This is a genomic window from Hyphomicrobium sp. DY-1 (assembly GCF_047497105.1).
Lineage (GTDB): Bacteria > Pseudomonadota > Alphaproteobacteria > Rhizobiales > Hyphomicrobiaceae > Hyphomicrobium_B.
Map to the genome: position 1 here is coordinate 3,370,116 of NZ_CP134870.1, position 11,911 is coordinate 3,382,026.

The following is an 11,911-nucleotide window of genomic DNA, read 5'->3' on the forward strand; positions in this document are numbered from 1 at the left end:
ACATAATCGTTTGAACGCAAAGCAACTGGCATTGGTGGACCGCGCAACGTCGTGGTGGAATTCCACGCGGCTCTGGTCGCGTCTGCGTTATTTCTGGCGACAGGTTCTTCGACTGCGCGCAACGCCACATGAAGTGGCGCTGGGATTTGCCATCGGCGTATTCACAGCATGCACGCCGTTCCTTGGCGTCCAAACGATTCTTGCCTGCGCTCTGGCGTTGGTGCTGCGCGTCAGCATGCCGGCGGCACTCCTTGGGACGTTCGTCGGCAATCCGCTAAGCTGGCCGGCAATCTGGACCGCCTCGTATGTCTCAGGCGCTCTGCTTCTGGGACAAGATCCGACCTATGCCGCCAACCATCTGGGTGAAACGGCCAACGTGCTCGGCGCCACCTTGATGACGCCTTCGCTGCAGACGTTTGACGCCGCCATCGATAATCTCTTGCCGATCGCGGAGCCGATGGTAGTCGGGGGACTTCTCGTCGGCTTGATTGCAGCTATCTTCAGCTATTACCCTACGCGTCGCGCGGTCCGCGTTTTTCAGCGTCATCGCAGCGTCAGTTAGGTGGATCGCAGCTCTTCTTCCGGTCCTAGGCCAATTCCCAACAATCGGTGGCACAGCCCGTGGCAACGACACGCAAAGCCTCTGACACCAATAAAGCTATGATGCCGGTCCGCGCCCTGCGCCTGGGCGTCAATATCGATCACGTCGCGACGCTCAGGAATGCACGTGGCGGCATCCATCCTGATCCCTTGCGCGCCGCTCATCTGGCGATCGAAGGTGGTGCCGACGGTATCACTGCGCATTTGCGGGAAGACCGCCGCCATATCTCCGATTCCGATATCACGCGGCTCAAGAACGAGCTGACGCGACCGCTCAATCTCGAAATGGCCGCGACGAAAGAAATGCAGCAGATTGCGTTGCGGCACGTGCCGAACGCGTGCTGTCTCGTGCCTGAGCGGCGCGAAGAGCGCACGACCGAGGGTGGATTGGATGTCGTCGGAGCGGCGAAGACGCTGAAGCCGTTTATCGCCAAGCTCAAGGATGCAGGTATCCGGGTCTCCCTGTTTATTGAGCCCGACTTGAAGACGATCGAGTCCGCGGCGAGCGTCGGTGCCGATATCGTTGAGTTGCACACCGGCCGATATTGCCATCTGGCGCTCGATCACGATGCGACCGGTATGGCGCGCGAATTGGAGCGTCACCGGAAAGCCGCCGCTGCGGCTTCTGCAGCCGGTCTTGAAGTGCATGCCGGACACGGACTGACCTACAACACCGTCAAGCCGATTGCGGCGCTGCCTGAGATCGTCGAGCTCAATATCGGTCACTTCCTGATCGGGGAAGCCATCTTTGGCGGCCTGTCGATGGCAGTCCGGCGAATGCGCGTGCTGATGGACGAGGCACGAGAGGCGATGACAACAGCGCCCCAAGCACGGCGCGCGAAATGATTATCGGCATCGGCAACGATCTTTGTAACATTCGTCGGGTCGAGAAGACGCTCGCGCGTTTCGGCGACCGTTTCATTGAGCGGGTCTTCACGGCGGAAGAGCGTCGCAAAGCTTTTTCGCGGGCACATGCCGCGCGTACGTTCGCCAAACGCTTTGCGGCCAAGGAAGCGGCCAGCAAGGCGCTCGGCACGGGGTTTCGCGCCGGGGTCTACCTTAAAGATATCGGGGTCGTGAATGCTCCGTCGGGACGCCCGACGCTGGCGCTGACGGGCGGAGCGGCGCGCCGTCTGGCCCATCTCATTCCGGCCGGTTTCAAGGCCCGGATCGACGTTACGCTCACCGACGAGTATCCGATGGCGGAGGCGATCGTCATCATTTCGGCTGTGCCGGAAGGTATCGATCTTCCAGGCTGAGCTTTTGGGTTGCGGCAGATTGGTTCTCCAACGGCGATTTTGCTGATGCCAAACGACATCGAGTCGCTGTTTTCCTTACCTTTTAGTCAGATTAGCGCCCGTCATTGCGGCGTTAGACCAAACTCGCTATAGCGGTCCGCTAAAACGAAGCGAGCCCCGGCCAATGCCGCTCGGCGGCGCAAAGGGAGCTCTTTGAATGAGCGTTGGTACGAAGACGTCGAGATCGAGCTGGTCGGAAACCCTCATCATCGTCGTCGAAGCACTCGCTATTGCGATGTTCGTGCGGATTTTCTTTTATCAGCCCTTCAACATTCCGTCCGGCTCGATGAAAGAGACGCTTCTGATCGGCGACTATCTGTTCGTCTCGAAGCTTTCGTACGGATACAGCCGCTTCTCGTTCCCCTTCAGCCCGAACCTCTTTTCAGGTCGCATTTGGGGCGCTGAGCCGAAGCGCGGCGACGTCGCAGTGTTCAAGCTGCCGCGTGATAACTCGACCGACTACATCAAACGCGTGATCGGTCTGCCGGGCGACGAAATCCAGATGCGGAACGGGCAGGTTTTCATCAACGGGCAGGGTGTGCCCAAGGAGCCTGCCGGATCTTTCACGACTTGGGAAGATGGCCGGGAACGGACAATCTCAGTCTTTCAGGAAACGCTTCCCAACGGGGTGAAGTACAAGGTCCTCGATAGCGATCCGGATGGCCCGTACGACAATACCGGGGTCTATAAAGTTCCGCCGGGTCATTATTTCATGATGGGCGATAATCGCGACAACTCTACGGACAGTCGCGTCCGGAGCGCCGTCGGCTTTGTTCCCTATGAGAATTTCATTGGGCGCGCCGAGATCATTTTCTTCTCTGCGAAGGTCGACGGGCCGGACGCAATGCATTGGTGGGCACCCTGGAACTGGCCGTTTGACATTCGCTGGAACAGGTTCTTCACTCTCGTGCGGTGACCGCGAAGCGGCATTTGCGCCATGTTGAGACCACGCAAGTTCAAAGAACTGGAAACGAAGCTGGGGTATAAATTCAAGGACCCCGGCCTTCTTGAGCGCGCACTTACACATGCCAGCGTGCGTGGCGGCAAGGTCGCCCGCTCCGATAACGAGCGCCTGGAATTCATCGGTGACCGGGTACTCGGTCTTGCCATCGCGGAAGCCCTGAATAAGCAATATCCGGATGCGAACGAAGGCGAGCTTGCCCGTCGCTACAACCGGCTCGTTCGCGGCGAGGCTTGCGCCAAGGTCGCACGCAGCATCGATCTCGGCGTTCATCTCATTCTGTCCGAGAGCGAGGCCGATAGCGGTGGTCGCAACAAGACAACGATTTTGGCCGATGCGGCCGAGGCGCTGCTCGGCGCAGTCTTTATTGACGGTGGTTTTGACAAGGCGCGTGCCGTCGTCACCAAGCTCTGGCAGGATCAATCCGAGCCGGTGCCGGAAGTGACGGTAGATGCCAAGTCTGCTCTGCAGGAATGGGCGCAGGGGCAGGGGCTTGCGCTGCCGCGTTACACCGTGGTGGCGCGCAACGGTCCGGATCACGCGCCGCGTTTCACAGCTGAGGTCTTGATTGCAGGGCGCGCTCCGGCGCAGGGTGAGGGCGCGTCTAAGCGAATTGCGGAGCAGGCGGCTGCCAGCGCGCTTCTGACGCGCGAAGGCGTGGGAGCGCGTGTCGGAGATGTCTGAGAACAACGTATCGACAGAGGCCGGTCGGCGGTGCGGCTTTGTTGCCATCATCGGTCCGACGAACGCGGGCAAGTCGACCCTCGTCAATGCATTGGTGGGGGCGAAGGTCGCCATCGTCTCACACAAGGTGCAAACCACGCGCGCCCCGATCCGTGGCATCGCGATGGAAGGCGACAGCCAGATCGTCTTCATAGATACGGCGGGCATCTTCAACCCGAAGCGGCGGCTCGACCGTGCCATGGTTGACGCAGCGTGGGGCGGTCTCGAAGACGCCGATGCGGTGCTTCTGGTGCTCGACGCCGCGGCGAGTCTCGGAGAGGACGTTGAAGGCATCGTCGAGCGGCTCAAGTCCGTGCGGATGCCAAAGATCGTCGTGTTGAACAAGATCGACCGGGTCGAGGACAAGCCGAAGCTGCTGGAGCTTGCAAAAACGCTCGACGAGCGTTTGTCGCCGGATCGGATCTTTATGATTTCTGCGCTCGAAGGGAAGGGCGTTAAGGATCTGCTGACGTATCTCGCAGGCCTCGTGCCGGAAGGGCCTTGGCATTACTCGGAAGACGATGTGACCGACGTGCCGATGCGGACGCAGGCCGCCGAGATGACGCGCGAGAGTATCTACCGCTTCCTGCATCAGGAACTGCCCTACACGACGACCGTTGAAACGACGGATTGGAAGACGCTGAAGGACGGTTCGGCGCGCGTCGAGCAGACGATCTACGTCGAGCGCGATGGGCAGAAAAAGATTGTGCTCGGCAAGGGCGGCGAGACGATCAAGAAGATTTCGAGCGCAGCGCGGCACGGAATCGAGGAAATGGCTGGGCATCGCATTCATTTGTTCCTGTTCGTCAAGGTGCGCGAGAACTGGGAAAGCGATCCGGAGCGCTACCGGGAAATGGGCCTGCCTTTTCCCAAATCCTGAGCAGCCTGCTATGAAGCCCGATGCAGTGGACGGATGAAGGCATTGTTCTATCGGTAAGGCCGCATGGCGAAACGGCGGCGGTCGTCGATCTTTGGACGCGTGCCCACGGACGGCATATGGGGCTGGTCCATGGCGGCCGTTCGCGGCGGCTGCGTCCCATTCTTCAACCCGGCAATCACGTCGATGCCATTTGGAAGGCGCGGCTTGCCGATCAGCTCGGCTCGATGAGCGTCGAGATGCGGCGCGCCTTTGCGGCGGAGACGATGGACGACAGCCAAGCGCTGATGGCGCTATCATCTATCACGACGCTGACAGCGCTGCTGCCCGAGCGCGATCCGCATCCCAATCTCTATGAGATCACGCTGTTCGTTCTCGGCTTCCTGGACGATCCGACGGTATGGCCGGCTCTGCTCGTCAGGTGGGAGCTGGCGCTGCTCGATGAACTCGGTTTCGGTTTGGATCTTAGCCAGTGTGCGGCGACGGGCGCGAACGATCAGTTGATTTACGTGTCGCCGAAATCGGGTCGCGCCGTTTCGGCGTCGGCGGGTGAGCCTTATCGCGACAAGCTGCTGGCGCTGCCGCAATTTTTGACGAAGCAGCGATCAAGCCCGGTAACGGCGCAAGACGTCCATCGCGGTTTTGCGCTGACTGGGCATTTCATAGAAAAGCATCTGTTGCTGCCGAAGGGACAGACATTGCCAGCGTCGCGCATGCGGCTTGTGGCGCAGCTCGCGGCCTAGAATTCGAAATCCTTCGGTTTTTTAATGCGGATTTGCGCGGTGGGAGCGACGGAATGCCTGCAGTGTGGTCGTTCCTCTTATCGACTGCGGGCAAATGGAAGAGCTTTCGTTTTGACCCCCAGCCATGAGTGCACCGTCGGGCTTCTTTCTCCATTGGTCAGCCCGGGGTGCCCTGCAACTGGCCTCGCGTGCGACCCACACCGCCCGCCCGGCTCGCGACCGCCCGTTCGGATCCCCCCTCCGAACGGGCTCTCTTGCACCAGGATTCGGAAAGTTTCGGACTTGCTGCCGTTCAGGAGAGAAAAACCCTTTTCTTCAGCAACCGTTCATGCTGATGCGTAGACAACTATTAAAAGCGTTATTGTCTTTCTCACTGTGCATGCGGGAGTACGGTGGGAATTAACGGGACCGCAGTGCGAACTGCGGTCCCGATAGTTTTATGACAGCCTGATGCGGCGCGCGGAGCCCACGCCGCAGAAATCGCAGGCATTTCCCTTCCATTTTCCGACGCCGCTTAAGACGCGATTAAACATCGTTGCTTACGCTTCATGAGCATAGGTCGTGGCGTGGGGGCTTTCGATGGGTGGGTTAAGGTCGCTGCCGATTGACGACATTCTGGAGCGGCAAACGATCGAGTTTGACGACATTCTCCTTTTGAAGCGCGTCTTCTATGAGGACGGCGTCGTCTCGTCGGATGAAGCAAATCTGTTGTTTTCGCTGCAGCAGGGATGCTCGGTGCAGCATGCCGATTGGCCGGATTTTTTTGTCGAGGCCATTGCCGATTACCTCATCATTCAGGAACAGCCGCGCGGCTATCTGACGGCCGCCAACGCGAATTGGCTGATAAGCAGGGTTTCGCGTGACGGCAAGATCCGGTCCAAGACGGAACTCGATCTTGTTCTGAACGTGCTCGAAAAGGCCCGCTGGGCGCCTGCAAGCCTTTCCAAGTTTGCACTCGAACAGGTCAAGCACGCGGTGCTGACCGGTGGCGGCCCGCTGCGTCGAGGCAAGTCGCTGGCTGCGGGCAAGATCAGCGAGAGCGAAGTCGATCTCCTTCGCCGCATTCTTTATGCCTTTGGCGGCGATGGGCATGTGGCTGTGACGCGCGCCGAGGCCGACATTCTGTTCGATATCGACGAAGCGGTCGCGTGTTCGCCGCCGAATGCGGTCTGGACGGACCTTTTCGTCAAAGCCATCGCCAATGTGATGATGTCGGCATCCGGTTACGCGGTCCCATCACGTGAGGAGGCGCTGCGGCAGGAGGCGAAGCTCGACGAAGATGACGACGAGCAGACGTCGATTCTGTTTTCGCTGCTGTCGATGGTGCATGCGAATCTGTCGTCGATGCAGGATTCCTATCACGACCAGAGCGTCGAAGAGCGGGCGCTTGCGCGGCTGGAGCATCAGCGCATCGAGATCATTACCAACGAGAAGATCGCAGAAGCCGATCCGTCGTGGCTCGTGGGTCGCCTCGGCCGCGACGGTCGCCTGACGCCGAGCGAGCGGGCGCTCGTCTCCTACCTTAATCACGAAAGTCCGCGGATCCACCCGACCTTTACCGAAGCCGTCTGCCGGTTGGGGGAGGCCGCCTAACAGCCCGGTCCCCTATAGTTACTTCGGGACCGCCGGTGAGCCCTCTCGCCGGCGGTTTTGCTATGCGGCAGCGGATCGCACAGGTCCTGGCATTCGGGGTGCCAACGGCGTGTTTACGCGGCGTTGCACACGCTCTAGAACGGCGTGTTGTCTTGCGACAAGCTGAGGCAGCCAAAATATTCACGGGAAGGACCGGGAAGCGCTGATGTTCAAGAAAATTCTGATTGCCAACCGCGGTGAAATCGCGTGCCGCGTGATCAAGACGGCTCGCAAGATGGGCATCAAGACCGTTGCCGTCTATTCCGACGCCGACCGGGATGCGCTCCACGTCGAGATGGCGGATGAGGCTGTCTACATCGGCGCAGCGCCGGCGGCTGAGTCCTATCTGGTTATGGATAAGATCATCGAGGCCTGCAAGGCGACGGGCGCCGAGGCGGTCCATCCGGGGTATGGCTTCCTGTCCGAGCGCGAGGCGTTCCCGCTGGCGCTCCAGAAGAACGGCATCGTCTTCATTGGTCCCAATCCCAAGGCGATTGCCGCCATGGGCGACAAGATCGAGAGCAAGAAGGCGGCAGCTGCGGCGAAGGTTTCGACCGTTCCGGGCTACATGGGTGAAATCAGCGACGCCAAGCATGCCGTCAAGATCGCCGACGAGATCGGCTATCCGGTCATGATCAAGGCGTCGGCCGGTGGCGGCGGCAAGGGCATGCGCATTGCCTATAACGCCAGGGAAGCGGCCGAGGGCTTCGAGCTTGCCCGCTCGGAAGCCAAGTCGTCGTTCGGCGACGACCGCTGCTTCGTCGAAAAGTTCATCGAAAATCCGCGTCACATCGAAATCCAGGTGTTGGGCGACAAGCATGGCAACGTCGTCTATCTCGGCGAGCGCGAATGCTCCATTCAGCGGCGCAACCAGAAGGTTCTGGAAGAAGCGCCGTCGCCGCTGCTCGATGAGAAGACCCGCAAGGCGATGGGTGAGCAGTCGGTCGCGTTGGCCAAGGCGGTTGGTTACGACAGCGCCGGCACGGTGGAATTCGTTGCCGGACAGGACCGCTCGTTCTACTTCCTCGAAATGAACACGCGTCTGCAGGTCGAGCATCCGGTGACGGAACTCGTGACCGGCATCGACCTTGTCGAACAGATGATCCGCGTAGCGGCGGGCGAGAAGCTGCCGTTCAAGCAGTCGGACATCAAGCTGACGGGATGGTCGGTCGAAAGCCGCGTCTATGCCGAAGATCCGTACCGGAACTTCCTGCCGTCGATCGGCCGTCTCGTTAAGTATCGCCCGCCAGAGGAAGGCACGAAGGACGGCGTGACGGTGCGCAACGATACCGGCGTCTTCGAAGGCGGCGAGATCTCGATGTATTACGATCCGATGATCGCCAAGCTCGTCACTCATGCGCCGACCCGTCTCGAAGCCATCGACGCACAGTCGACGGCGCTCGACGCGTTCTATATCGACGGCATTCAACACAACGTGCCGTTCGTTTCGGCCGTAATGCAGCATCCGCGCTGGCGGGAAGGCAACCTTTCGACCGGCTTCATCAAGGAAGAGTTCCCCGAAGGTTTCGTCCCACGCGAACCCGAGGGGAAGGATCTCATCACGTTGGCCGCCGTGGCCGGCGCCATCGACCATCTGAGCAATGCGCGCCGTCGGGACATCACCCATCAGATGTCGGGGCAGGCCGTGAGCTTTGCCAAGCGGCGAATCGTTAAAATCGGCTCGGCGACAGTGGAGTTGGAGGCGCTGGGCGTCATTCCCGGACCCTATTACGTGTCAATCCTCGACAAGGACGGACATCCCTCGAAGACGATGGAGATCACATCTGAATGGTGGCCGGGCGAGCCGGTTTGGATCGGAACGGTCGATGGAGCCGACGTTGCGGTCCAGGTCCGTCCAATTCCGAATGGCATGACGCTGTCGTATCGCGGTATCCAGGCCCCGACGTATGTTTACACGCAGCGGGAGGCTGAGCTTGCGGCGCTGATGCCTGTGAAGGTTCCGGCCGACATGTCGAAGTTCCTGCTTTGCCCGATGCCGGGGCTGGTCAAGGCAGTGAACGTGACCGAGGGGCAGGACGTCAAAGCCGGAGATAACTTGGCGGTCGTCGAAGCCATGAAGATGGAAAACATCTTGCGAGCCGAGCGTGACGGCAAGGTCAAGAAGATCGCGGCCAAGCCCGGCGATAGCCTCGCCGTCGACGCAGTGATCATCGAGTTCGCTTAAGATCAAAGACGCGGGCGGCGCTGAAATAAGCCGTTACGTTTGTGAACCGGCCTCAGCCGAGCTTCGCCGCCGCCCGCCTCAGACCTCGCAGAATTGGCTCGTAAGCCTCTTCGTTGCGCGTCTCCGGATAGACCATATAGACCGGATAGACGAATTTCCGCGCCCGCTTCGGCTCTCTCACCCGCCCACGGCTGATCAGTCCCCGCACCATACGCGCGGGGAAATAGCCGGAGCATTCGTTTGCCAGAAGATAGTCGAGGCCCATCGGGCCAAGGTCGAGACTGAGCGCCGGATTGGCGTGCTCGGGAAACGCGGCGGCGTGATCCTGAACAAAATCCGTCCCCCAATCGATGAGCAGATAATCGTTCACGCCACGCCTGGCTGAGGGCTTGGCTGAGGAAACGAGCACGAACTCTTCGTCGAACAAATGTTCGATCGTCAGGCCCGGAGGCGGGGAGGGGCGATACATGATTGCAAGATCGAGCGTGCCTTCGATCAGCCGCTGGCCCAACACTGGGGAAGCTCCAGCTGTTGCCGAGACGGCGATTCCCGGGATCTGAACGCGCAGACCGGCGGCCCATTTCAGCAGAAAACCGCTCCAAAGACTGAGCGGCGCACCAACAGAAATGTGTTCGGGATGCTGATCGGCGAGCGAAACCTGGAGCTGCGCTTGTTGCCAGACGCGCACCATGGCGAGGGCGTGTTTCTGGAAGAGTTCGCCCGCTCCCGTCAATTCTGCTCCTGATTTCGAACGCGTGAAGAGCGGTCGGCCGAGCAAATCTTCGAGGCCTTTGATGCGTGCGGAGACCGTCGATTGGGTGATGTTGAGCTTGCGAGCCGTGTCGACGAAGCTTCCCGTCTCGGCCACAACGAGGAAAGTACGCGCGAGATTGACGTCCATCCGTTGAGATCCTCATCGATGAGGTGTGAAACTCATCTATCGAAATTTCCGATATCACCAAACATCAAATTTCGTTTGTGCATCGCTTTGAATTTCATCAATGTCGAAAACGACCTGACTTGAAGTCTGGTCGACAGATTCTTGTGTCTGTCAACGTTCAAACGGAAGGACGATCGAAAATGGCTAAAGCTGCAAAGAAAGCCGCCAAGAAGGCCCCTGCCAAAAAGGCAGCGAAGAAGAAGAAGTAATGACTTTCTGCCGCGATCGCAGGAGCGGCCGTTTCGACCTTTTGGTTATAGCGGCAGGCGCGATCGCAGTTCTTCTTATGACCTCGGCTGCTCCAGCAGCCACGATTGCCAACCGAGGTGACAGAGAGGTCAAGCTCACCATCACCGAGGACACGTCGATCAAGGACGAAGTTCTCCCAGTAGGTAAGGTGGTCGGCGGGGTCTGTCAGAAGAGCTGTATCATCCGCCTCAACGACAATGCGAATGACGAGTACGAACTCGATGGTTCGGAAAGCGTTTCTGTCGAAGGGGGTCTTCTCTACTACGATTCACCCGCACATGGGGGCGCGCCGCCGGTTGGCAGCGCCTCGGACGAGCGGCAAGGAAAATGACGTAGAGATAAGGTTGCGGCAACGGTAATCGGGCGCTTGTATCCCCCTCGGATGCAGGCGCCTTTTTAGTTTGCCGGACGTTCAGCCGACGTTTGTGCCGGTCCCGGGCTGGGTTGAGATGACAGGCAGATCGATGACCTTCGTCGGTCCGAAGATTTTCTGAAAACTGGTTCGAAGCGCGACGTCCACATCGTACATGGAGACCGGAAGGCCCAAGTCAGCGAGGCTCGTCACGCCGTGATCGCGGATGCCGCACGGGACGATGCCGCCGAACTGCGAGAGGTCGGGGTCGACGTTGAGGGCGACGCCATGGCTCGACACCCAACGGCTGACGCGAAGACCCATGGCGGCGATCTTGTCCTCGACCTGTTCCCCTTTCGACGATCGGCGAACCCAGATCCCGACTCGATCGCGCCGAATTTCGCCGGTGACGTTGAATTCCGCGAGGGCGTTGATCAGCCACAATTCCAGGCGGGTGATGAAATCGCGAATGTCGCGACCGCGCGTTTCGAGGTCGAGCATGACGTAAGCCACGCGCTGGCCTGGTCCGTGATACGTGAACTGGCCACCTCGGGCGGTGCGGAACACCGGCAAAGCATTCGGGTTCAGCAGGTCTTCATCTTTGGCGCTGGTGCCGGCGGTGTAGAGCGGGGGATGCTCAAGAAGCCAAACAAGCTCCCTAGCTGTTCCATCGCGGATTTCGCTCGTGCGTCGGCGCATGACCTCCAGCGCGAAATCGTAATCGACGTAGCCTTCGCTGATGGCCCACTCGACTGGGGCAGGCGTGCCGGCGTTCGGAAGTTTCGATGTGAGCATCTTCACCGTTGCCCGCCTGTGACCGTCAAGTCGTGCGTGCCGCGCTAGGCTTTCAAGTAGGTCCAGCAACCTTGCGGCATTCTGTTCGCCATGCCGCATATATAATAATGAGTCTCGACATTTGCGCCTTCAGTGCTTTTCAGGCCAATCTGCCGCTTGCGTTCCGGCAGGGGCTCTGATACGTCGGCGTCTTCGCGGATTTGGGCAGCGCCAATGCCTTTCGCGATTTCCCAGATTTCAGGTCTGGACTGCGGTTGTGGCGGAATTGGTAGACGCACTACCTTGAGGTGGTAGCGCTGGAAACGGCGTGGAGGTTCGAGTCCTCTCAACCGCACCATTTTTATTTGCGCGATGCTGCCCGCCAACCCATCGCGCGGGTTCCGGTTCGAGGAAGTCCTCGAACCTACACCATTTTTGTTTGCGTGAAGCGGGCACGTCACCCCGGTGCGGCGATTTCCGGTTCGAGTTTGATCGCTCTGAAGCTGCGCCAATGAAGTTCAACTATTTCCGCTTCTGAGCGGCCTTGAGCTTGAGCGCTGGTCAGGGCGAGTTTCGC

General features: G+C 59.7%; 12 protein-coding genes and 1 tRNA gene. 11 read left to right on the plus strand and 2 right to left on the minus strand.

Going from position 1 to position 11,911, the window contains the following annotated elements; all coding sequences use genetic code 11:
* The first annotated feature begins 10 nt into the window (after nt 1-10).
* The 9 genes from RLW41_RS16270 (at nt 11) to RLW41_RS16310 (ending at nt 9,019) form a co-directional block, all read left to right on the plus strand.
* Complete coding sequence (locus RLW41_RS16270) at nt 11-562, plus strand: DUF2062 domain-containing protein (protein ID WP_414462136.1); 552 nt, start codon at nt 11-13, stop codon at nt 560-562.
* Between the two features lie 101 nt (nt 563-663).
* Nucleotides 664-1,446, plus strand: coding sequence for a pyridoxine 5'-phosphate synthase (locus RLW41_RS16275; RefSeq protein WP_024275576.1), 783 nt, complete (start codon nt 664-666; stop codon nt 1,444-1,446).
* Complete coding sequence (gene acpS, locus RLW41_RS16280; protein WP_414462137.1) at nt 1,443-1,859, plus strand: holo-ACP synthase; 417 nt, start codon at nt 1,443-1,445, stop codon at nt 1,857-1,859. The genes RLW41_RS16275 and acpS overlap by 4 nt, the downstream gene beginning before the upstream one ends.
* 196 nt (nt 1,860-2,055) lie before the next feature.
* The gene (gene lepB, locus RLW41_RS16285; protein ID WP_409562760.1) at nt 2,056-2,814 is read left to right on the plus strand and encodes a signal peptidase I; all 759 of its coding nucleotides are present in this window, start codon (nt 2,056-2,058) and stop codon (nt 2,812-2,814) included.
* Between the two features lie 21 nt (nt 2,815-2,835).
* Nucleotides 2,836-3,543: a ribonuclease III gene (gene rnc, locus RLW41_RS16290; protein ID WP_414462138.1), complete on the plus strand. Its 708-nt coding sequence runs from the start codon at nt 2,836-2,838 to the stop codon at nt 3,541-3,543.
* Nucleotides 3,536-4,462: a GTPase Era gene (gene era / locus RLW41_RS16295; protein WP_414462139.1), complete on the plus strand. Its 927-nt coding sequence runs from the start codon at nt 3,536-3,538 to the stop codon at nt 4,460-4,462. The genes rnc and era overlap by 8 nt, the downstream gene beginning before the upstream one ends.
* A 20-nt stretch (nt 4,463-4,482) precedes the next feature.
* Complete coding sequence (gene recO, locus RLW41_RS16300; RefSeq protein ID WP_414462140.1) at nt 4,483-5,202, plus strand: DNA repair protein RecO; 720 nt, start codon at nt 4,483-4,485, stop codon at nt 5,200-5,202.
* Between the two features lie 579 nt (nt 5,203-5,781).
* Complete coding sequence (locus tag RLW41_RS16305) at nt 5,782-6,795, plus strand: hypothetical protein (protein WP_414462141.1); 1,014 nt, start codon at nt 5,782-5,784, stop codon at nt 6,793-6,795.
* A gap of 205 nt (nt 6,796-7,000) precedes the next feature.
* A complete protein-coding gene (locus RLW41_RS16310; RefSeq protein ID WP_414462142.1) occupies nt 7,001-9,019 on the plus strand; it encodes an acetyl-CoA carboxylase biotin carboxylase subunit in 2,019 nt (672 codons plus the stop codon).
* Nucleotides 9,020-9,071: 52 nt separating this feature from the next.
* On the opposite strand, the gene RLW41_RS16315 is transcribed toward RLW41_RS16310, so the two are convergent.
* Nucleotides 9,072-9,920, minus strand: coding sequence for a LysR family transcriptional regulator (locus tag RLW41_RS16315; RefSeq protein ID WP_409562766.1), 849 nt, complete (start codon nt 9,918-9,920; stop codon nt 9,072-9,074).
* A gap of 247 nt (nt 9,921-10,167) precedes the next feature.
* Here RLW41_RS16315 and RLW41_RS16320 point away from each other — a divergent pair, with 247 nt between their 5' ends.
* Nucleotides 10,168-10,539, plus strand: coding sequence for a hypothetical protein (locus RLW41_RS16320; RefSeq protein WP_414462143.1), 372 nt, complete (start codon nt 10,168-10,170; stop codon nt 10,537-10,539).
* An 81-nt stretch (nt 10,540-10,620) separates the two neighbouring features.
* On the opposite strand, the gene lipB is transcribed toward RLW41_RS16320, so the two are convergent.
* Entirely contained in the window at nt 10,621-11,355 is a 735-nt protein-coding gene (gene lipB / locus RLW41_RS16325) for a lipoyl(octanoyl) transferase LipB (protein ID WP_414464600.1), read from the minus strand.
* Nucleotides 11,356-11,605: 250 nt separating this feature from the next.
* Between lipB and RLW41_RS16330 the strand changes: the two genes are divergently transcribed.
* Nucleotides 11,606-11,692: transfer RNA gene (locus tag RLW41_RS16330), tRNA-Leu, on the plus strand.
* Nucleotides 11,693-11,911: the final 219 nt, after the last annotated feature.